Annotated in this window: 22 protein-coding genes; 13 read left to right on the forward strand and 9 right to left on the reverse strand. The window is 67.6% G+C overall.

All coding sequences use genetic code 11. From position 1 onward, the window contains the following. Positions 1 to 15: 15 nt before the first annotated feature. Positions 16 to 1,218, forward strand: coding sequence for a DNA recombination protein RmuC (locus tag JNB_RS07790; protein WP_040884419.1), 1,203 nt, complete (start codon positions 16 to 18; stop codon positions 1,216 to 1,218). Between the two features lie 13 nt (positions 1,219 to 1,231). Here the strand turns inward: JNB_RS07790 and JNB_RS07795 are convergent, their stop codons facing one another. The 3 genes from JNB_RS07795 to JNB_RS07805 form a co-directional block, all read right to left on the reverse strand. After that, entirely contained in the window at positions 1,232 to 1,885 is a 654-nt protein-coding gene (locus JNB_RS07795) for a M23 family metallopeptidase (RefSeq protein WP_040884421.1), read from the reverse strand. A 25-nt stretch (positions 1,886 to 1,910) separates the two neighbouring features. Beyond that, complete coding sequence (locus tag JNB_RS07800; RefSeq protein ID WP_009775894.1) at positions 1,911 to 2,936, reverse strand: 4-hydroxy-3-methylbut-2-enyl diphosphate reductase; 1,026 nt, start codon at positions 2,934 to 2,936, stop codon at positions 1,911 to 1,913. Between the two features lie 113 nt (positions 2,937 to 3,049). Continuing rightward, positions 3,050 to 3,421, reverse strand: coding sequence for a DoxX family protein (locus JNB_RS07805; RefSeq protein WP_009775895.1), 372 nt, complete (start codon positions 3,419 to 3,421; stop codon positions 3,050 to 3,052). 99 nt (positions 3,422 to 3,520) lie between these two features. Here JNB_RS07805 and JNB_RS21870 point away from each other — a divergent pair, with 99 nt between their 5' ends. The 3 genes from JNB_RS21870 to JNB_RS22150 are packed head-to-tail and all read left to right on the forward strand — an operon-like array spanning position 3,521 to position 5,736. Beyond that, entirely contained in the window at positions 3,521 to 4,186 is a 666-nt protein-coding gene (locus JNB_RS21870) for a TetR/AcrR family transcriptional regulator (RefSeq protein ID WP_009775896.1), read from the forward strand. Positions 4,187 to 4,211: 25 nt separating this feature from the next. After that, the gene (xseA, locus tag JNB_RS07815; protein WP_009775897.1) at positions 4,212 to 5,456 is read left to right on the forward strand and encodes an exodeoxyribonuclease VII large subunit; all 1,245 of its coding nucleotides are present in this window, start codon (positions 4,212 to 4,214) and stop codon (positions 5,454 to 5,456) included. 10 nt (positions 5,457 to 5,466) lie between these two features. Further along, positions 5,467 to 5,736, forward strand: coding sequence for an exodeoxyribonuclease VII small subunit (locus JNB_RS22150; RefSeq protein ID WP_083784575.1), 270 nt, complete (start codon positions 5,467 to 5,469; stop codon positions 5,734 to 5,736). Between the two features lie 128 nt (positions 5,737 to 5,864). Here JNB_RS22150 and JNB_RS07825 read toward each other — a convergent pair whose 3' ends face one another. Beyond that, complete coding sequence (locus JNB_RS07825) at positions 5,865 to 6,443, reverse strand: DUF4245 domain-containing protein (RefSeq protein ID WP_009775899.1); 579 nt, start codon at positions 6,441 to 6,443, stop codon at positions 5,865 to 5,867. A 118-nt stretch (positions 6,444 to 6,561) separates the two neighbouring features. On the opposite strand from JNB_RS07825, the gene glpX reads away from it, so the two are divergent. Genes glpX through JNB_RS07850 form a run of 5 tightly spaced genes read left to right on the forward strand, consistent with a single transcriptional unit; the run spans position 6,562 to position 11,590 of the window. Continuing rightward, on the forward strand, positions 6,562 to 7,560 hold the full coding sequence (gene glpX / locus JNB_RS07830) for a class II fructose-bisphosphatase (RefSeq protein ID WP_009775900.1): 999 nt from the start codon (positions 6,562 to 6,564) through the stop codon (positions 7,558 to 7,560). Between the two features lies 1 nt (position 7,561). Beyond that, entirely contained in the window at positions 7,562 to 8,497 is a 936-nt protein-coding gene (locus JNB_RS07835; protein ID WP_009775901.1) for a carbohydrate kinase, read from the forward strand. A 5-nt stretch (positions 8,498 to 8,502) separates the two neighbouring features. Further along, positions 8,503 to 10,218, forward strand: a complete 1,716-nt coding sequence (locus JNB_RS07840; protein WP_009775902.1) for a fumarate hydratase — start codon at positions 8,503 to 8,505, stop codon at positions 10,216 to 10,218. Continuing rightward, positions 10,215 to 10,730: a carbonic anhydrase gene (locus JNB_RS07845; RefSeq protein WP_009775903.1), complete on the forward strand. Its 516-nt coding sequence runs from the start codon at positions 10,215 to 10,217 to the stop codon at positions 10,728 to 10,730. Before JNB_RS07840 ends, JNB_RS07845 begins: the two co-directional genes overlap by 4 nt. Before the next feature lie 20 nt (positions 10,731 to 10,750). Next, positions 10,751 to 11,590: an MOSC domain-containing protein gene (locus JNB_RS07850; RefSeq protein ID WP_009775904.1), complete on the forward strand. Its 840-nt coding sequence runs from the start codon at positions 10,751 to 10,753 to the stop codon at positions 11,588 to 11,590. A gap of 3 nt (positions 11,591 to 11,593) precedes the next feature. Here JNB_RS07850 and JNB_RS07855 read toward each other — a convergent pair whose 3' ends face one another. Both JNB_RS07855 and JNB_RS07860 read right to left on the reverse strand, forming a co-directional pair. Continuing rightward, positions 11,594 to 12,247, reverse strand: coding sequence for an SDR family oxidoreductase (locus tag JNB_RS07855; RefSeq protein WP_009775905.1), 654 nt, complete (start codon positions 12,245 to 12,247; stop codon positions 11,594 to 11,596). A gap of 3 nt (positions 12,248 to 12,250) precedes the next feature. Continuing rightward, a complete protein-coding gene (locus JNB_RS07860; RefSeq protein WP_009775906.1) occupies positions 12,251 to 12,679 on the reverse strand; it encodes an organic hydroperoxide resistance protein in 429 nt (142 codons plus the stop codon). Between the two features lie 45 nt (positions 12,680 to 12,724). Here JNB_RS07860 and JNB_RS07865 point away from each other — a divergent pair, with 45 nt between their 5' ends. From JNB_RS07865 to JNB_RS07880, 4 genes are all read left to right on the forward strand, one after another. Then, a complete protein-coding gene (locus JNB_RS07865; protein ID WP_040884424.1) occupies positions 12,725 to 14,092 on the forward strand; it encodes a GH1 family beta-glucosidase in 1,368 nt (455 codons plus the stop codon). 142 nt (positions 14,093 to 14,234) lie between these two features. After that, positions 14,235 to 15,065: an ABC transporter substrate-binding protein gene (locus JNB_RS07870; RefSeq protein WP_009775908.1), complete on the forward strand. Its 831-nt coding sequence runs from the start codon at positions 14,235 to 14,237 to the stop codon at positions 15,063 to 15,065. Between the two features lie 94 nt (positions 15,066 to 15,159). Continuing rightward, positions 15,160 to 15,984, forward strand: coding sequence for an amino acid ABC transporter permease (locus JNB_RS07875; protein WP_009775909.1), 825 nt, complete (start codon positions 15,160 to 15,162; stop codon positions 15,982 to 15,984). 5 nt (positions 15,985 to 15,989) lie between these two features. Beyond that, positions 15,990 to 16,862, forward strand: a complete 873-nt coding sequence (locus tag JNB_RS07880; RefSeq protein ID WP_009775910.1) for an amino acid ABC transporter ATP-binding protein — start codon at positions 15,990 to 15,992, stop codon at positions 16,860 to 16,862. A 76-nt stretch (positions 16,863 to 16,938) separates the two neighbouring features. Here the strand turns inward: JNB_RS07880 and glmM are convergent, their stop codons facing one another. The 3 genes from glmM to rplM form a co-directional block, all read right to left on the reverse strand. Next, positions 16,939 to 18,285 carry a phosphoglucosamine mutase gene (gene glmM, locus JNB_RS07885; protein ID WP_009775911.1) on the reverse strand — a complete coding sequence of 449 codons (1,347 nt, stop codon included), beginning with the start codon at positions 18,283 to 18,285 and terminating at the stop codon, positions 16,939 to 16,941. A gap of 255 nt (positions 18,286 to 18,540) precedes the next feature. Next, a complete protein-coding gene (gene rpsI / locus JNB_RS07890) occupies positions 18,541 to 19,059 on the reverse strand; it encodes a 30S ribosomal protein S9 (RefSeq protein ID WP_009775912.1) in 519 nt (172 codons plus the stop codon). Next, positions 19,059 to 19,502, reverse strand: coding sequence for a 50S ribosomal protein L13 (rplM, locus tag JNB_RS07895; protein WP_009775913.1), 444 nt, complete (start codon positions 19,500 to 19,502; stop codon positions 19,059 to 19,061). The genes rpsI and rplM overlap by 1 nt, the downstream gene beginning before the upstream one ends. Positions 19,503 to 19,622 lie beyond the last annotated feature (120 nt).

Below are 19,622 nucleotides of genomic sequence, written 5' to 3' on the forward strand. Positions count from 1 at the left end.
GGCACCGTGTCGTTCATGAACCCGTGGATCGCGTTGGTGGGCGGCATCGTCATCGGTGCGCTCACGGCATACCTGTTCTTCAAGCAGGCGTATGCCGTGCGCGCAGCCTCCGTGGCGACCGAACGGGACCTGTTGCGCGAGCGAGTCGTCGACCTCGAGGCCTCGCTGGCCGAGGATCTCGAGACGGCCTCACTGCTCGCGCCGCTGCGTGACGCCTTGGGGCGCGTCGAGCGGCAGGTGGGCGTGCTCGAGCGCGACCGGGTCGAGCAGTTCGGCGCCATCCGGGCCGTCATGGGCCGCGTCGAGTCCGAGGCACAGCACCTGGGGAAGCAGACACAGTCCCTCGCGGGTTCGCTGCGGTCCTCGTCGGTGCGCGGGTCCTGGGGCGAGGTGCAGTTGCGCCGCGTCCTCGAGGCCTCGGGCATGTTGGCGCGCTGCGACTTCGAGGAGCAGGTGCGAGCGCGAAGCCGTCACGACCGCGAGGTGCGGCCCGACGTGGTCGTGCGCCTGCCCGGCGATCGTTCGCTGGTCATCGACGCGAAGGCACCGATGGCGGCTTTCCTCGACGCCCAGACCGAGGACCTGCCCGAGGACGAGCGGTCCGAGCTGCTCCGCGACCACGCGAGGGCGCTGCGACAGCACGTCCACGCACTTGCGGCCAAGGACTACTGGTCGGCGTTCGACACCACTCCCGAGATGGTCGTCTGCTTTGTCCCGAGCGACGCCATGCTCGGTGCTGCCCTGGCCGCGGATCCGGGACTGCACGAGCGGGCGATGGCCTCACGCGTCGTCCTCGTCGGCCCCGGCACCCTGCTCGCACTGCTGCGCACGGTGGCGTTCGGGTGGCAGCAGGACTCGCTCTCGTCGAGTGCGCGTGAGCTCTTGGCACTGGGTCAGGAGCTCTATCGCCGACTCGCCACTCTCGGCACGCACACGGCCAAGATGGGGCGGTCGCTGCACGCGACGGTGGAGAGCTACAACCAGTTCGTCGGCGCCCTCGAGTCACGTGTCTTCGTCACGGCGCGACGGATGCAGGAGCTCGACGTGGTCACCGACGAGCTGCCGCAGCTCGAGCCGCTCCAGACCGGCCCACGGGTCCTCACGGCGATCGAACTGTTGGAGGCCGTGGGTGCCGACCACGAGCGCCCAGACCTCCTGCTCGACCTTCCCGATGTCCCCCGCGCCACCGACTCCGAACGGGAGCGCCCGACCGGCTGATCTCCGGGAGCTTTCAGGCGGTGACGATCTCGCCCTCGCCGGGAACCCACATGCGACCGTCGGGCGCGCGAAAAGTCACCGGCACACCTTTGGCGTCGATCCCACCGATCGAGTCACTGACCTGGACATGCACGTGGGGTTCGGTGCTGTTGCCCGAGTTGCCGCACTCCCCCACCTGCTGCCCGACTTCCACCATGTCCCCGACGCGCACCGCCGCTGACCCCTGTTTGAGGTGGGCGAGCAGCACGAACGGCCCCGACGGCGCGATCGCGATGGCGACATGGTTCCCGGCCAGGCCGAGGGTCCCGAGCCGCGCACGAGATGCCTGTCCCAGCGCATAGGCCATCAGTCGCAGCGGGGACCGGCGTGCCTCGTGGTCGGGTTCGGCGTCATGGACCGCGACGACCTCGCCTGCCATCGGTGCGAGCACTGGCTGCCCGAACCCGACGAAGACCTCGGGCGCCTCGAGGCCGAACCACGTGCGCCGGGTCTGCGGGGCGGAGCGGCCTCGTCCGACACTTCCCGCCTCGACCGCGACGAAGTCGATGGCGTGGGACACCCCGAACGCCTCGGTGCCGTGGCTGGGCACGCGCCGGGCAGGTGAGTTCTCCACTCGCCACGTGCCCGTGAACGGGAAGGCGAGGGCGATCGGCTCCGGTGAGCTCACGGCATACTCCACAACGCCGCAGGCGTCAGTGCAGGGAACCGTCTTCGGTGAAGCCGGCGTCGTGCACCATCTTGTCGGACATGCCAGCGGCCTTGAGGTCGCGGCGGATCTCGTTGGGCAGCGAGAAGACGAGTGACTCCTCGGCCGCACGGACCGGGCGGACGTCCTCGTACCCGCGCTCGGCGAGGTAGTCGAGAACGCCGCGCACGAGAAGCTCGGGCACCGAGGCGCCGGAGGTCACTCCGACGGTCCCGACACCGTCGAGCCAGGACTCTTCGATCTCGTCGGCGTAGTCGACCAGATATCCCGCCTTGGAGCCGTGCTCGAGCGCGACCTCGACGAGACGCACCGAGTTCGAGGAGTTGCGGGAGCCGACGACGATCATGAGGTCGCAGTCAGGCGCCATGTGCTTGACGGCGAGCTGACGGTTCTGGGTGGCGTAGCAGATGTCATCGCTGGGCGGGTCCTGCATGAGCGGGAACTTCTGGCGCAGGCGCCGCACCGTCTCCATGGTCTCGTCGACCGAGAGTGTGGTCTGCGAGAGCCAGACCACCTTGTCGGGGTCGCGGACCTCGACACCGTCAACGCTGTCGGGGCCCTCCACGAGGGTGATGTGCTCGGGCGCCTCACCAGCGGTGCCGACGACCTCTTCGTGGCCCTCGTGACCGATGAGGAGGATGTCGAAGTCGTCGCTGGCGAAGCGGACGGCCTCGCGGTGGACCTTGGTCACGAGCGGGCAGGTCGCGTCGATCGTCTTGAGACCGAGCGCCTTGGCCTCCTCGTGGACGACGGGGGCAACACCGTGCGCCGAGAAGATCACGGTCGAGCCCTCGGGCACCTCGTCGGTCTCCTCGACGAAGATCGCGCCGCGCTTCTCGAGCGTCGTGACGACGTGCTTGTTGTGGACGATCTCCTTGCGGACATAGACCGGAGCGCCATAGAGGTCGAGCGCCTTCTCGACCGTGACGACCGCACGATCGACTCCTGCGCAGTAGCCGCGAGGCGCCGCGAGGAGCACGCGCTTGGTGGCTTGGTCAGTCATGGCGGTCATGCCTCCATCGTAGGTCTCGCTGCGTGGCGTCCCCAACCGCCCAAAGCCGGCGTATGCCGTGAGCTCGGCTCACGGCATACGCCGTCAGTTCGTTCGTGGTCGGGCAGGTGCGATCAGAACGAGTTCGGACCGAAGCGCTGCCACGCGACGAAGAGGGACAGCAGACCCAGCACGATGCTCGGGACAGCCATCGCGATGGGGTCCTTGAGGCGGACGTGTGTCAGGACAGCGCCGACCATCGTCACGGCCAGGCCAGCGGCCGCCAGGGGCGTGAGCCACGGCGCGATGTCGGTGGCGGCGGGCAGGACGAGGCCGATGCCGCCGAGGAGCTCGACGGCTCCGATGGAGCGGACGGCGGGTTCGGAGAAGCCCTCCATCCACGCCATCTTGTCCTGCAGCTTCTTGCCCTGGCTGAGCTTCATGGCGCCCGCCATCACGAAGGCGGCGGCAAGGACGATCTGGATGATCCACAGCGTGGTGTTCATGGTTTCTCTCTCGGTTTTCTGGGCAGCTCCGGACGACCCGTCGCTGTGCGAAGGCCACAACGTGACAAGTGGAGACTGTATTCCACTTATGCTGCTTCGATGAGTTCTCCAGACGGGCAGGATTGTCGAGGCCTGCGCGCCGACGCCGAATCCAACCGCCGGCGGATCATCGCCGCGGCCCAACAGGTCTTCGGCGAGCGTGGCGTCTCGGCGCCCCTCACGGAGGTCGCCGACCGCGCCGGAGTGGGCATCGCGACGCTCTATCGCCGCTTCCCCACGCGCAAGGCGCTGGTCGAGGAAGCGTTCGAGGACGCCTTCGCCGGCTATGACGCGAGCGCCGACATGGCCCTGGCGGAAGAGGATCCGTGGGAGGCCTTCGCCGGGTTGGTGGAACGCATGGGAGCACTCCAGGCCGAGAACCGCGGCTTCACCCACCTCATCCAGTCGTCCGTGCCCTTGGGCCACCGACGCGACGGTCGGCGCGAGCGCACCTATCGCAAGACGGTTGAGGTCATCGACCGCGCCAGGGCGGCCGGTGCGATCCGCGACGACGTCACGCCCGAGGACCTACCCGTCCTGTCGTTCGCCCTCGCCGGGATCCTCGAGGTGACCCGCGACGACCTGCCCGATGCCTGGCGGCGTCACGTGGCCTACTTCCTTGCCGGGTGCCGACCGGAGGCTCCCGCGACGCTGCCCCCGGCTCCTGCACCACTGCACCTGCAGCGGGCGATGCTCCGCTCGGGGCGTCGACGCCAACAGCGCTGACGGACCCACCTCCTACAGTGGCCCAGTGACCAGCCCCGACGCGCGCCCAGCTCTCCCCGAGCGGGCCGGCGACACCACCGCCGAGCAGCCGTGGCCGGTCCGCCTGCTCTCGATGAAGATCGCGGAGTACGTCGACAAGATGTCGACGCTGTGGGTCGAGGGCCAGGTCGTCCAGCTGAACCGTCGACCCGGCGCCCGGACGGCTTATCTGACCCTGCGCGACCCGGACGTCGACATGTCCCTGTCCGTCGCCATCCAGGTCAACGCGCTCGACGCCATGGGCACTCCGTTGACGGAGGGGTCTCGCGTCGTCGTTCAGGCCAAGCCGACGTTCTGGACCCAGCGGGGCAGCCTCATGCTCGACGGACGGCAGATCCGCCCGGTCGGCGTCGGCGAGCTTCTGGCCCGGATCGAGTACCTCAAGCGCAACCTCGCCAGCGAAGGTCTCTTTGACGCTGATCGCAAGCGCCCCCTACCCTTCCTCCCCCGTCGCATCGGACTCATCTGTGGCCGGGCCAGCGCTGCCGAGAAGGACGTGGTCGAGAACTCCCGGCGTAGGTGGCCGACGGCGCAGTTCGAGATCCGCCAGGTTGCCGTGCAGGGAGCCAACGCCGTCACGGAGGTGACGGCGGCACTCAGTGAGTTGGACGGCATACCCGATGTCGATGTCATCGTCATTGCTCGCGGTGGCGGCAACGTGGAGGACCTGTTGCCGTTCAGCAACGAGGCGCTGATCCGCGCCGTGGCGGCTGCGCGCACCCCCGTCGTCAGCGCCATCGGCCACGACGTCGACTCGCCCTTGCTCGACCTCGTGGCGGACCACCGCGCCTCGACGCCGACCGACGCGGCCAAGGCGATCGTCCCCGACGCCGACCGCGAGCACCAGGTCATCGAGGCTGCGCGTACGCGGGGTCGTCGCGCTCTCGAGGGACGGTTGCACCACGAGCGGCGGCGCCTCGTCGAGCTGAGGTCACGCCCCGTGCTGGCTGACCCCGCAGCGTTCGTTCGCGTGCAGCGCGAGGTCGTTCTGGCACTGCGAGCGCGGGCCAGGCACCGCACCCAGGCCCAGCTGCACCGCCACCAGGACGGCGTAGCGCACCTGCGCGCCCAGGTGCGCACGCTGTCGCCGCAGTCAACGCTCGACCGGGGCTATGCGATCGTGCAGCGGGTGGACGGGGCGATCGTCCACGACCCTGACGAGTTGGCCATCAAGGAGCTGCTCCACGTGACCGTGGCTCGCGGGGACTTCGGTGTCCGCACCGAGGGTTAGGGTGCTCGGCATGGCCAAGAGCACCCCGCAGCCCGAGACCACCGACGCCGAGGTCAACGCCGACGTCGAGACGACGGCGACCGCTGAGGTCGACGCCAACGCGGATGTCGCGGAGATGAGCTACGAGGCGGCGCGGGACGAACTCGTCGACATCGTGGCCCGGCTCGAGAACGGCCAGGTCGGACTCGAGGACAGCATGGGCCTGTGGCAACGGGGCGAGGCACTCGCCGCGCACTGCGCCACGTGGCTCGACGCCGCCGAGGCCAAGCTCAGCGAGTAGACCCTCCCCCACGCGCCAACCTGGTTCGCGAACCCTTTTGAGGCTCGCGAACCGGATTGAGGTGGTTCACGAGTATGCGAATGGTTCGCGAACCGTCTTGGGCCGCGTCGCGCCAGGCCCCGGTGGCGTTACTGGGTGACCGGGCCGAGGTGTTCGGCGACGAACTTGAGTTCGTCGAAAGTGCCAGTGCCCGTGAGCAACGTGGTCATGGCACCTGATTCCTTGCGGCGGTCGAGCAGGCTGTTCTGGACCTTGGCCCCACGCTCGTACTTGAGCCAGGTGGTGTCGCCGATCTGCAGCTCACCGATGCGCCGAGCTCGGTTGGTCTGGGCGTCAACCCACACCTGGGTGGCGTCACGCGTCTGCTCGACCGCGACGTAGTTGCCCGACGGAGCCTGGTAGCCCGCGTGCCAGGTCATGAGCCCGTCGGTCCCCTTGACGTAGCGAGCACTCGTCGTCTTCCAGTCCTTGGGCAGGTCCACGGCCTCGGAGATCGGCCAGCCGCTGTCCTTGGCCACCTGCACAGCCGTGCCGTGGACGTCGACGACGGGACCGCCGAGAGTGTTCACCCGGGGCGTCATGAACCAGATGAGGGCCATGAGCGCGCCGATGACGAGGAGGGACCGCACCATGTTGGGGGTGGATCCCATCGAGTAGCGGCTCTTCGGCGGCGTGCTGGGCTCGGTGCCCGTCGGCGTGGTGCTCACGTCCCCATGGTCCCTGATGACCGCAGGAATCGACGTATCGGGTCGGCGATAGAGTCGGGCGCGCAGGATCCCAGCCCGATCCAGCCCTCGCGCCACGTCAAGGAAGACAGGTTTCCCCATGCCCGACGCCCCGTCCACGAACGTCCCCGACCGCAACCTCGCGCTCGAGCTCGTTCGTGTCACCGAGGCCGCCGCGATGGCCGGTGGCCGATGGGTCGGTCGCGGTGACAAGAACCGCGCTGACGGCGCGGCCGTCGAGGCCATGCGCGCCCTCATCTCCACCGTCGAGATGCGCGGCACCGTCGTCATCGGCGAGGGCGAGAAGGACAACGCCCCCATGCTCTTCAACGGCGAGCAGGTCGGCGACGGAAACGGCCCCGAGGTCGACGTGGCGGTCGACCCCATCGACGGCACGACCCTGGCTGCCAAGGGCATGCCCAACGCCATCGCCGTCATGGCCGTGAGCGACCGGGGCACGATGTACGACCCCAGCGCCGTGTTCTACATGGACAAGCTCGTCGCCGGCCCCGAGGTTGCTGACGTCGTCGACATCCGCCTCCCTGCTGCCGAGAACATTCGCCGGATCGCCAAGGCCAAGAAGGAGAGCCCGGAGGACGTCACGGTCGTCCTGCTCGACCGCCCGCGCCACGAGAAGCTCGCCGAGGAGATCCGCAACACCGGGGCCCGGATCAAGCTCATCTCCGATGGTGACGTCGCCGGCGCCATCTCCGCCGCTCGCGAGACGACCGGCATCGACCTCCTGCTCGGCATCGGCGGCACCCCCGAGGGCATCATCACGGCCTGCGCCATCAAGTGCCTCGGCGGTGTCATCCAGGGTCGCCTCTGGCCCCAGGACGACGACGAACGACAAAAGGCCCTCGACGCCGGCCACGACCTCGACCGCGTGCTCACGACCGAGGACCTCGTCACCTCCGACAACTGCTTCTTCGTCGCGACTGGCATCACCGACGGCGAACTCCTCCAGGGCGTGCGCTACTCCCGCGGACGGGCGATCACGAACTCGATCGTCATGCGCAGCAAGTCCGGCACGGTCCGGGTCATCGAGAGCCACCACGTCCTCGACCGCACCGCTGGTCTCCCGCAGGGCGTGGCCTGACATGGCCACCAACCAGAGCACCACGCAGCAGGTCCTCGTCGTCGGCGAGACGCTCGTCGACATCGTGCACACCCCCGACGGCGCGGTCACCGAGCACGTCGGGGGCTCCCCCGCCAACGTCGCCATGGGCATCGCACGCCTCGGCCACGACACCGTCCTCGCGACCACCCTCGGCGACGACGACCACGGCACCCGGTGCCACGAGCAGATCACCTCGCACGGCGTCGCCATCGAGAACCTCGACACGGGCAGCCACCCCACTTCGACGGCCATCGCCACGATCGATGACTCCGGTGCGGCTGAGTACGTCTTCGACCTCCATTGGGACCTGCGCCCCGTCGCGGACCTCAACACGTTCGGCCACGTCCACACCGGCTCCATCGCGGCAACCCTCACGCCCGGCGCCACCGTCGTCACCCAGACCCTGGCCGACGCCCGCGAGCACGCCACGATCTCGTACGACCCCAACGTCCGCCCCTCGATCATGGGCGACGTCGATGAGACCCGCGCTCGTGTCGAAGAGCTCATCGCCCTGAGCGACGTCGTCAAGGCCAGCGAGGACGACATCGAATGGCTGTATGCCGGTGAGTCACTTCCCGATGTCATGGCCGCCTGGGGGCGGCTGGGACCGGGACTTGTCGTCATCACCAGAGGTGGCGACGGAGTCACCTACCGCGCGACCGCGACGGGCGAGATCGCCGAGGCCCCCGCCCGTGTCGACGAGGTGGCCGACACCGTCGGCGCCGGCGACTCGTTCATGGCCGGCCTAATCTCGGGGCTGCTCGACGCCCGCCTGCTCGGCGACACCGACGCCCGACAGCGGCTCAGCACCGCGACCATCGAAGCGGTCGCCGGCTCGGTCAGCCGGGCGATGGCCACCAGCGCGATCACTGTCGGCCACGCCGGCGCCTACGCACCAACGCGAGAGGAAATCTGAGCACGATGCCTGAGTTCGCCTACGAGGACATCCTGCCGATCGGCAATGACGACACGGCATACCGGCTCCTCACCACGGATGGCGTCGAGGTCCTCGATGGACCAGGCGGGCGCCAGTTCCTGTCGGTCGCACCCGAGGCCCTGCGCCTGCTCAGCGAGACGGCGATGCACGACATCGCGCATTACCTGCGCCCCGCGCACCTGCAGCAGCTCCGCAACATCCTCGATGACCCCGAGGCGAGCAACAACGACAAGTTCGTGGCGCTCGACCTGCTCAAGAACGCCAACATCGCCGCGGGTGGCGTGCTCCCGATGTGCCAGGACACCGGCACCGCGATCGTCATGGGCAAGCGCGGACAGCACGTGCTCACCGAGGGCGTCGATGAGAAGGCCCTGAGCAACGGCATCTACGACGCCTACACGCGACTCAACCTGCGCTACTCGCAGATGGCCCCCGTGAACATGTGGGAGGAGAAGAACACCGGCAACAACCTCCCCGCGCAGATCGAGATCTACGCGGACACTGCCGAGGGGCACGAGAACACCTACAAGTTCCTCTTCATGGCCAAGGGCGGCGGCAGCGCCAACAAGTCCTTCCTCTTCCAGGAGACCAAGGCCGTCCTCAACGAGGCCGCGATGATGCGCTTCCTCGACGAGAAGCTCCGCGGCCTCGGCACCGCCGCCTGTCCGCCCTATCACCTGGCCATCGTCATCGGCGGCACGAGTGCCGAATTCGCCCTCAAGACAGCGAAATACGCGAGCGCCAAATACTTGGACACCCTCCCCACCACGGGCGACGCGGCAACGGGACGCGGCTTCCGCGACACCGAGCTCGAGGAGCAGGTGCTCGGCCTGACCCGCGAGTTCGGCATCGGCGCGCAGTTCGGTGGCAAGTACTTCTGCCACGACGTCCGCGTCGTCCGCCTCCCCCGCCACGGCGCCTCACTGCCCGTCGCCATCGCCGTGTCCTGCTCGGCCGACCGTCAGGTGCTCGCCAAGATCACGGCCGAGGGTGTCTTCATCGAGCAGCTCGAGACCGACCCGGCGCGATTCCTGCCGGACACCACTCACGACGCCCTCGAAGCCCATGGCGACGAGGCGACCGGAGCCGGTTCGACCGGCCAGGGTGCGGTCGTCGAGATCGACCTCAACCGACCGATGGACGAGATCCTCGCCGAGCTGACGGCCCACCCCGTCAAGACCCGGCTCTCGCTCACCGGCCCGCTCGTCGTCGCCCGCGACATCGCGCACGCCAAGATCAAGGAACGCCTCGACGCCGGCGAGGAGATGCCGGACTACCTTCGCGACCACCCCGTCTACTACGCAGGTCCCGCAAAGACCCCGGAGGGTATGCCGTCCGGTTCCTTCGGTCCGACGACCGCCGGTCGCATGGACTCCTACGTCCAGCAGTTCCAGGCCGCTGGCGGGTCCAAGGTCATGCTCGCCAAGGGCAACCGCAGCAAGGTCGTCACCGACGCCTGCAACGAGCACGGCGGCTTCTACCTCGGGTCGATCGGCGGCCCCGCGGCGCGCCTCGCCCAGGACTGCATCAAGAGTGTCGAGGTGCTCGAGTACCCCGAGCTCGGCATGGAGGCGATCTGGAAAATTGATGTCGTGAACTTCCCCGCCTTCATCGTCGTCGACGACAAGGGCAACGACTTCTTTGCATCTGTGACCAAGCCGATGGCGATGACCATCCCCAAGCGACCAGGACTGACATGAGCGAAAACACCACTCCCGCACTGGGATTCGACGACCTGCTTGCCGCCAACGACGCGTTCGCGGCCAAGTTCACCCTCGGCGGCTTCGACGGCATCGCCCACCGCGGTGTTGCCGTCGTGACGTGCATGGACTCGCGGATCGACCCGCTCGGGATGCTTGGCCTCTCCCCCGGTGACGCCAAGATCTTCCGCAACCCCGGCGGCCGCGTGACGGCTGCAGCCCTTGAGGCACTCGTCCTCGGCGTCCACCTGCTCAACGTCCAACGCATCCTCGTCGTCCCGCACACCAGCTGCGCGATGACGAAGTACACCGAGACCGAGCTGCGCGAGATCATCGGCGAGAAGGCTGGCTCCGATGCCTCGTGGCAGGGCTTCCACGTGATCAACGACCAGGAGGCCGCCCTCAAGGCCGACGTTGCTGCCGTGAGGTCCCACCCCCTCATCCCCGACACCGTCGCCGTCGGCGGCTTCATCTACGACGTGGACAGCGGCAAGCTCGACCGCCGCGTCTGAGGAAACAAGCGGGGTATTCCGTGAAAGTCGTTGCGCTCAACATTCACCCGCTCAAGAGCGGGGCCATCAGACCGGTCGACACGGCAACCGTGGAACGCGCGGGCCTCGCCGGTGATCGCCGCTGGATGGTGGTCGACGGCGACGGCAAGCTCGTCTCGGCCCGCGAGGAGCACCGCCTGTTCGCCATCACTCCAGACGTCGCCGAGACGGATTCTGCTGTGGGACAGGGACTTCGGCTCCGCGCAGACGGATTTCCCGACCTCCATCTCGCCCGGGACACTGAGCGCGAGATCCCGGTGCGGCTGCATCGGCACGACCTCACCGGCACACTCGTCTCCCCGGAGGCCGACGACTGGATCAGCGCCGTGGTCGGACGACCTGGCCTGCAGCTCGTCCGGTGCCCCGACCCCACCCGCCGATCCCTCAACCCGGACTTCAGTCGCGAAGGCGACCACACGGCATACGCCGATGGTTATCCGGTGACACTCGCGAGCCTGCGCTCCCTCGCCCAGCTCAACGACTGGATCGCTGACGGCGCCGTCGAGCGCGGCGAGGAGCTTCCCGAGCCCCTGCCGATCGCACGCTTCCGACCCAACCTCGTCATCGACGGCGACCTCGAGGCCTTCGTCGAGGACTCCTGGACGACCGTGCGCATCGGCGACGTGCCGTTCCGCGTCGCGAAGCCCGTGGACCGATGCGTCATGACGACGATCGACCTCGACGCCCTCACGACGGGCAAGGAGCCGATTCGCACCCTGGCCCGCCATCGACGGTGGGACGGCGCCACCTGGTTCGCGATACAACTCATCCCCGACGACACCGGCATGGTGCGCATCGGGGATGAGGTCGTGCCCGGCTGAGAGTCAGACGATCGCGTCGAGCGCCTGCTTGATCGTCGTGTCACCGTTGTTGAACAGCACCGTGGTGCGGGCAAAGACGTCGTGCTTGACGACGTAGGCCGCCACGGTCGCGACGTCGTCCCGGGTGACGTGCGAGCTGGTGAGACCCTCACCGACCTCGATGCGGCCCGTGCCCGAGTCGTCCGTGAGTGCGCTCGGCCCGAGGACCGTCCAGTCCAACGACGTCTCCCGAAGGTAGGCGTCAGCGTCGGACTTGGCCTGGGCATAGGTGAAGAACGAATTGTCCTCCGGCACACCATGATTGGGGCCTGCGCCGAAGTAGGAAACCATCACGTAGCGCGGCACGCCAGCAGCGACGGCGGCGTCCATGGAGCGGATCGCCGCGTCACGATCAACGGCGACGGTTCGCTCTGGACTCCCGCCACCGGCACCGGCGGACCACACGACGACATCGGCTCCGGCGAACGCCTCGGTCATCTCCTCGACCGACATGGACTCGACGTCGAGCACGGCCGCCTTGGCACCGGTCTCTTCGACGTCGCCCGCCTGGTCGCCCTTGCGGATCCAGGACGTGACGTCGTAGCGGTAGTCGGCCAACTGCCGGGCGAGGCGCAGCGCGATCTTGCCGTGTCCGCCGATGATCGTGACTGAGGTCATCTGTCAGACCGTTCGAACCGTGACGGTGACGTCGATGTTGCCGCGCGTCGCCTTCGAGTAGGGGCAGGCCTGGTGGGCGGCCTCGACGAGGGCCTGGGCCGTGGCCTCGTCGACTCCGGGGATGACCGCTTCGAGGGCGACGGCCAGGCCGACACCCGTCTCGGTCGTGCCGAGGTCCACCGAGGCGGTCACGGTGGACTCGCTGGTGTCCAGGCCCTGGCTGCGGGCGACGGAGTTGAGAGCGTTCCCGAAGCAGGCTGCATAGCCGGCGGCGAAGAGAGTCTCGGGGTTGGCCTTGGGGTTGGTCTTGCTGCCCGGCTTGCCCGTCACGAGGTCGATGACACCGTCCTCGCTCTTGACGTTGCCCTCTCGCCCACCCTTGGCGGTCGCGGCAGTGGTGTACAGGGTCTTGGTGAGCGCTTCGTATGGCATACGAACACCATGCCCCAGCCCGGCGTCCACGACTACGTTGGGTCCATGACGTTCGAGACGACCTTCCCCGACGGCTTCCTGTGGGGCGCAGCAACCGCGAGCTATCAGATCGAGGGTGCGGTGGCCGAGGACGGCCGCTCGCCATCCATCTGGGACACCTATTGCGCCGAGCCCGGCAAGGTCCTCGGAGGCGAGTCGGGTGAGGTGGCGTGCGACCACTATCACCGCGTTCCCGAAGACGTCGCGCTCATGAAGGAGCTCGGCCTCGAGGCCTACCGCTTCTCCGTCGCCTGGCCCCGCGTCATCCCCACCGGCACGGGTGCGATCAACCAGGCCGGCATCGACTTCTACTCACGACTCGTGGACACGCTGCTGGACAACGGAATTCGGCCCTTCGTGACGCTCTACCACTGGGACCTTCCGCAGGTGCTCGGCGACAAGGGCGGCTGGCTCAACCGCGACATCAAGGACTGGTTCGCCGAATACACCGGCGCAGTGGTCGGCGCCCTCGGCGACCGGGTCAAGAACTGGACGACCCTCAATGAGCCGTGGTGCTCGTCGCTGCTCAGCTACTCACTCGGTCACCACGCCCCCGGTCACACCGACCCGGTCGAGGGACTCGTGTCCGCCCACCACCTCATGCTGGCTCACGGGACCGCCGTGCCGGTCATCCGCGAGAACTGCGCGGACGCGGAGGTGTCGATCACCCTCAACCCCACCCAGGTCTACGGCCCCGACAACCCCACCGATGCCGACCTCGATGCCGTGCGCCGGGCAGACAACGTCCTCAACGGCATCTTCTTCGGCCCCCTGTTCCACGGCGCCTACCCACAAAGCCTCCTCGACGACACCGCGCACCTCACCGACCACGCATACATCCAGGACGGGGACCTCGCGGTCATCAACGCGCCCCTGGACAACCTCGGGGTCAACAACTACTTCCCCACCCGGGTCCGCCACTCCGAAGGTGCGGTCCATCCGCTCCCCGGCGGCGACAACGTCGAGGAGACCGAGCCCCACCCGCCGCTCACCGACATGGGCTGGGAGATCTCGCCGCAGGGCCACCACGACATCCTCGTGCGCTCGTCGCAGGAGTCCGGGCTGCCGATCTACATCACCGAGAACGGCTCGGCCTGGCCGGACGTCATCGAGACCGGCCCCAAAGGTGAGGCGGTGCACGATCCGGACAGGACGGCATACCTGCATGGTCACCTCGACGCTGCGAAGCAAGCGATCGATGACGGCGCCGACATCCGCGGCTACTTCGCGTGGTCCCTGATGGACAACTTCGAGTGGGCCTTCGGCTACAGCAAGCGGTTCGGCATCATCCACGTCGACTACGACACGCAGAAGCGCACCATCAAGGACTCCGGCCGCGAATATGCCCGGATCATCGCTGCGCACCAAGCGTGAAACCCCGCAACACGCGCGCAACACAGATCACGATTCGGGGGTCTGATGGAGGAAAGGCGCTTCATCGTGCCCAGTGCTGGGTAGGGTCACGAACTAGTCCGACGTGGGTCGACCACGTCCACTACCGCCAAGGAGTTCCCCGGTGACCACCTCACGTATCCGCCGCGCCAGCGCCCTCGCTGCCGTGACGCTCGTTTCCACTTTGGCCCTTGCCGCCTGCGGTTCCGGTGACGGGGACACCCCCGCCGCCACGAACTCCGCCGGCGTCACGCTGATCACGGCCGGCAAGCTCAAGGCCTGCACGCACCTGTCCTACAAGCCGTTCGAGTTCAAGGAAGGCTCCAAGGTCGTCGGATTCGACGTCGACCTCGGTGACCTCATCGCCAAGAAGCTCGGCGTCGAGCAGGAGGTCGTCGACATCGAGTTCGGCACCATCACCTCGGGTGCTGCCTTCGCAGCGAAGAAGTGCGACATCGGCTACGGCGCGACGACGATCAACGACAAGCGCAAGCTCGCCGTCCTCTTCTCGGACCCCTACTTCGATGCCACCCAGGCGCTCATCGTCAAGAAGGGCTCGGGCATCACCGACCTGCCCGGCCTCAAGGGCAAGAAGGTCGGCGTCCAGACCGACACCACCGGCCAGAGTTACGCCGAGGACAACAAGGCCGCCAACGGCTACACCCCCGTCGTGTTCGATGACCTGCCGACCCAGCTCGCTGGCGTGCTGTCGGGTCGCGTCGAGGGTGCCATCAACGACAACGGCCCGCTCTTCGACTACGTCAAGGACAACCCCACGACCGAGGTCGTCAAGGAGTTCGCGACGGGTGAGCAGTACGGCCTGATGTACAAGATCAAGGACGCCAACGGCACCAAGCTCGCCGAGCTGGGCAACCAGGTCCTCAAGGACGCGAAGGCCGACGGCACCTACAACACGATCTACAAGAAGTGGTTCGGAGTCGACGCCCCGAAGTGACCTTTCACAGCGCCGGGGGCGGCGGTACGGTTTCGACCGGACCGTCGCCCCTCGGCGTTCGGACCCTTGACCCCTCAGGTCGGCAGGAGAACTGATGAGCACCACCACCACTGAAGCACCTCCGAAGAAGAAGCTGTCCCCACGCAAACGCGCCCAACGGATCCGATGGGTGCAGTACGCACTCCTCATCGCCGTGGCGCTCGTGCTCGTGTTCGCCGCCAACTGGACCCAGATCCAGCAGGTCTTCTTCCGCTCCGACATGGTCAAGGCGACCTTCACCGAGGGCCTTCCCAACGCCTTCAAGAACACGCTCGTCTACACCGCCGGCGCCTTCATCATCGGGCTGCTCCTCGGCACGGTGCTCGCCCTGATGAGGCTGTCGTCGGTGGGCCCCTACCGCTGGCTCGCGACGGTCTGGATCGAGTTCTTCCGCGGGCTGCCGGCGATCGTCGTCTTCATCGCCTTCGGCCTGCTGCCACTCGCCTTCTCCGGGCTGGTCATCCCCTTCGACCCCTACGGCACCGTGTGGATCGCCCTGGGCCTCGTCGCCTCGGCCTACATGGCCGAGACGATCCGAGCCGGCATCCAGGCCGTCCCTCCGGGACAGATCGAGGCAGCTCGTTCCCTGGGTATGCCGGCCGGCGTCGCCACGCGCAAAATCGTCCTTCCGCAGGCCTTCCGGGTCATCACGCCCCCACTGACCAACGAGATCATCCTGCTCGTCAAGGACTCGTCCCTCGTCTACGTGCTGGGGCTGTCGACCACGGGCTACGAGTTGACGAAGTACGGCCGTGACCTCGCCAACACCAACGCCAACCTCACGCCACTCGTGGTGGCCGGGTTCTGCTACTTGGTCATCACCCTCCCGCTCTCCATCCTCGTGCGCCGCATGGAAGCCCGACAGAAGAAGGAGCGCTGAGCCCCATGAGTGCAGCCACCACTTCCACCCCCGTCGTGCAGGTCACCGACCTGCACAAGTCCTTTGGTGAGAACCACGTCCTCCGGGGCCTCAGCGCGACGATCGGCCAGGGCGAAGTCGTCTGTGTCATCGGGCCCTCGGGTTCGGGCAAGTCGACCTTCCTGCGCTGCATCAACCTGCTCGAGCAGCCCACCAGCGGCTCGATCCTGGTGGGGGGCGACGAGGTCAACGACCCCGACTGCGACATCGACGCCATCCGCCGCAACATGGGCATGGTCTTCCAGCAGTTCAACCTCTTCCCGCACCTGTCGGTGCTCGACAACTGCACCATCGCGCAGACCACCGTCCTCAAGCGGGGCAAGGAGGAGGCGCAGGCCAAGGCCCGCGAGAACCTCGAGAAGGTCGGTCTCTCCGAGAAGGAGGACGCCTTCCCGGCGCAGCTCTCCGGTGGACAGCAGCAGCGCGTGGCCATCGCCCGCGCTCTGTCCATGGACCCCAAGCTGATGCTCTTCGACGAGCCGACCTCTGCCCTCGACCCCGAGCTCGTCGGTGACGTGCTGTCTGTCATGCGCCGTCTCGCCAGTGAGGGCATGACGATGTTCGTCGTCACCCACGAGATGGCCTTTGCTCGCGACGTGGCCGACCGGGTGATCTTCATGGACGGTGGCTACATCGTCGAGGAGGGCTCCCCCGAGCAGGTCATCGGTTCACCGAAGGAGGAGCGGACCAAGGTCTTCCTGCAACGGGTGCTCGACCCGACGCACGTCGACCCGGGAGCCGAGGACGCGGCATACAACAAACGCCACATCGCCGACGCGACAGCCGACGGCCTCGAGGAACGCCAGCCGGGCACCCACGGCCGCTACGGCCTCGGCTGACCCACAGGTCGAGAGTAGACAAATCCCCGTCTCCAGTCGCTGGAGGCGGGGATTTGTCTACTCTCGACTGCTTGCGTCAGAGGGTGAGGCGGTCCTTGACGACGGCGACGAGGCGGTCGGCGACCAGCTGGGCGTCGTCCTTGGTCGCAGCTTCGACCATGACGCGCACGACCGGCTCGGTGCCGGACTTGCGCAGCAACACGCGCCCGGAGCCGTTGAGCTGCACGCCAGCCTCGGCCACGGCCGCCTGGACGCCTTCGTCGGTCTCGACCCGGGCCTTGTCGACGCCCTTGACGTTGATGAGGACCTGCGGCAGGCGGGTCATGACCGTGCCGAGCTCGGCGATGGTCTTGCCGGTCGCGACCATGCGGGCGGCGAGCATGAGCCCGGTGAGCACGCCGTCGCCAGTCGTTCCGTGCTCGAGCAGGATGACGTGGCCGGACTGCTCACCACCGAGGGTGTGCGATGAGGCCCGCATCTCCTCGAGGACGTAGCGGTCCCCCACTCCGGTCTGCTTGACCCTGATGCCTTCGCGCTCCATGGCCTGAATGAGGCCGAGGTTGCTCATGACGGTGGCAACGAGGGTGTCCTCGTGCAGGGCGCCACGTGACTTCATGTCGACCGCGAGGATCCCCATGATCTGGTCGCCGTCGATCTCGTTGCCCTCTGCGTCGACAGCGAGGCAACGGTCGGCGTCACCATCGTGCGCAATACCCAGGTGGGCGCCCTTGCGAACCACGGCGTCCTTGAGGTGCGTGAGGTGTGTCGAGCCGTAGCCGTCGTTGATGTTGAGCCCGTCGGGCTCCGTGCCGATCTCGATGACCTCGGCTCCAGCGAGTCGGAACACCTCGGGCGAGACCGACGAGGCCGCACCGTGGGCGCCATCGATGACGACGGTGAGACCGTCGAGCCGGTTGGGGATGGCCTCGAGGAGGTGTGCGACATAGCGCGCCTGGCCGGCTCGGTTCTGGAGTACCCGCCCGACCTGTGCCCCCGTGGGCAGCACGGGCGGCGTGTTGAGACCGGCCTCGATCTCGTCCTCGAGGGCGTCGGGGAGCTTGTGTCCGCCAAGAGCGAAGAACTTGATGCCGTTGTCGGGCATGGCGTTGTGCGAGGCAGACAGCATGACGCCGAAGTGGGCATCCATGTCGGCGGTGAGGAAGGCGACCGCTGGAGTCGGCAGCACGCCGACGTCGTGGACGTCGACACCGGACGACGCGAGTCCGGCGATCACGGCCGCGCTGAGGAACTCACCCGAGGCTCGCGGGTCGCGCCCCACGACGGCCTTGGGCTTGCGCCCGGCCTCTCGTGCGCTGCGACCGAGGACCTCAGCTGCCGACATGGCGAGCCGCATGGCGAGGTCGGCGGTGATGTCGACGTTGGCGAGACCACGCACACCGTCGGTGCCGAAGAGTCGAGACATGCTCGGTGGACCTTTCGTTTGTCAGACAGTCGGATCGGCGAACGCGCGCCACGCCGGCGACAGCAGGCGGCGCGCTGGATCGCGCATCTCGACGAACTTACCCCTGAACGCGCCAATGGCGGCACCCGAAGAAATCGGGTGCCGCCATTGGCTGGCTGGGCCCGGCTCGATCCAGCGCTTGAGGAGCCAAGCGATGAGACCGCGCCAGCGGGATCAGCGCTTGAGGAGCCAAGCGATGAGACCGCGCCAGCGGGATCAGCGCTTGGAGTACTGGGGTGCCTTACGGGCCTTCTTGAGACCAGCCTTCTTGCGCTCGGGAACGCGCGAGTCGCGCTTGAGGAAGCCGGCCTTCTTGAGTGCCGGACGGTTCAGCTCCTCATCGATTCCGTTGAGCGAGCGGGCGACACCGAGACGGACGGCGCCGGCCTGGCCGGAGGGGCCACCACCGTGGACACGCACGAGCACGTCGTAGGCGTCAGCGAGCTCAAGGATCGTGAACGGCTCGTTGACGATCTGCTGGTGGACCTTGTTGGGGAAGTAGGCCTCGAGCGTGCGGCCGTTGACCTTCCACTCGCCGGTGCCGGGGACGATGCGCACGCGGGCGATGGCCTGCTTGCGACGACCGGTGGCTGCGCCGGGCGCGGTCACGGCAGCGCGGCGGGCCTCGCCTGCGACGTCAGCGGAGGACTCCGAGGTGTACTCGGTGATCTCCTGGTCCTCGGTGTCGGTGCCGAACTCAGCCTCAGGGGCCTCGATGCTGGTGTTCTCGGTCATTACTGGGCCACCTGGGTGATCTCGAAGGGCTTGGGCTGCTGAGCAGCGTGGGGGTGCTCGGCGCCGGCGTAAACCTTGAGCTTCGTGAGCTGCTGACGACCCAGGGTCGTGCGCGGGAGCATGCCGCGGACGGCCTTCTCGACGGCCTTCTCGGGGTACTTCTCGAGCATCTCGACGTAGTTGCGGCTGCGCAGACCACCCGGGAAGCCGGAGTGGCGGTAGGCGCGCTTCTGCTCGGCCTTGGCGCCGGTGAGGGCAACCTTCTCGGCGTTGATGATGATGACGAAGTCGCCACCGTCAACGTGAGGGGCGAAGGTGGGCTTGTGCTTGCCGCGCAGGAGCGTCGCCGTCTGAACGGCGAGGCGACCGAGCACGACGTCCGTGGCATCGATGATGTGCCACGTGCGGGTGATGTCGCCCGGCTTCGGGGTGAAGGTACGCACGGTGTTACCTAACGTGTGGATGGAACGGGGAGCCTGTGATTGCGTCCGAAGACCAACCTCAGGGGTATGCCGTGTGCTCCCGCCAGGACTCCGCCTGAATGTTGGAGTCACCTCTCGGGC

The organism is Janibacter sp. HTCC2649, assembly GCF_000152705.1.
GTDB lineage: Bacteria > Actinomycetota > Actinomycetes > Actinomycetales > Dermatophilaceae > Knoellia.

Excerpts from the sequence above, each read along its gene's own strand:
- JNB_RS07790 (WP_040884419.1), top strand. The coding sequence starts at position 16 with ATGAACCCGTGGATCGCGTTGGTGGGCGGCATCGTCATCGGTGCGCTC.
- JNB_RS07835 (WP_009775901.1), top strand. The coding sequence starts at position 7,562 with ATGGCCACCAACCAGAGCACCACGCAGCAGGTCCTCGTCGTCGGCGAG.
- JNB_RS21870 (WP_009775896.1), top strand. The coding sequence starts at position 3,521 with ATGAGTTCTCCAGACGGGCAGGATTGTCGAGGCCTGCGCGCCGACGCC.
- JNB_RS07855 (WP_009775905.1), bottom strand. The coding sequence starts at position 12,247 with ATGACCTCAGTCACGATCATCGGCGGACACGGCAAGATCGCGCTGCGC.
- JNB_RS07845 (WP_009775903.1), top strand. The coding sequence starts at position 10,215 with ATGAGCGAAAACACCACTCCCGCACTGGGATTCGACGACCTGCTTGCC.
- JNB_RS07875 (WP_009775909.1), top strand. The coding sequence starts at position 15,160 with ATGAGCACCACCACCACTGAAGCACCTCCGAAGAAGAAGCTGTCCCCA.
- rpsI (WP_009775912.1), bottom strand. The coding sequence starts at position 19,059 with ATGACCGAGAACACCAGCATCGAGGCCCCTGAGGCTGAGTTCGGCACC.
- glmM (WP_009775911.1), bottom strand. The coding sequence starts at position 18,285 with ATGTCTCGACTCTTCGGCACCGACGGTGTGCGTGGTCTCGCCAACGTC.
- JNB_RS07805 (WP_009775895.1), bottom strand. The coding sequence starts at position 3,421 with ATGAACACCACGCTGTGGATCATCCAGATCGTCCTTGCCGCCGCCTTC.
- JNB_RS07840 (WP_009775902.1), top strand. The coding sequence starts at position 8,503 with ATGCCTGAGTTCGCCTACGAGGACATCCTGCCGATCGGCAATGACGAC.
- JNB_RS07865 (WP_040884424.1), top strand. The coding sequence starts at position 12,725 with ATGACGTTCGAGACGACCTTCCCCGACGGCTTCCTGTGGGGCGCAGCA.
- JNB_RS07880 (WP_009775910.1), top strand. The coding sequence starts at position 15,990 with ATGAGTGCAGCCACCACTTCCACCCCCGTCGTGCAGGTCACCGACCTG.
- glpX (WP_009775900.1), top strand. The coding sequence starts at position 6,562 with ATGCCCGACGCCCCGTCCACGAACGTCCCCGACCGCAACCTCGCGCTC.
- JNB_RS07800 (WP_009775894.1), bottom strand. The coding sequence starts at position 2,936 with ATGACCGCCATGACTGACCAAGCCACCAAGCGCGTGCTCCTCGCGGCG.
- JNB_RS22150 (WP_083784575.1), top strand. The coding sequence starts at position 5,467 with ATGGCCAAGAGCACCCCGCAGCCCGAGACCACCGACGCCGAGGTCAAC.
- JNB_RS07860 (WP_009775906.1), bottom strand. The coding sequence starts at position 12,679 with ATGCCATACGAAGCGCTCACCAAGACCCTGTACACCACTGCCGCGACC.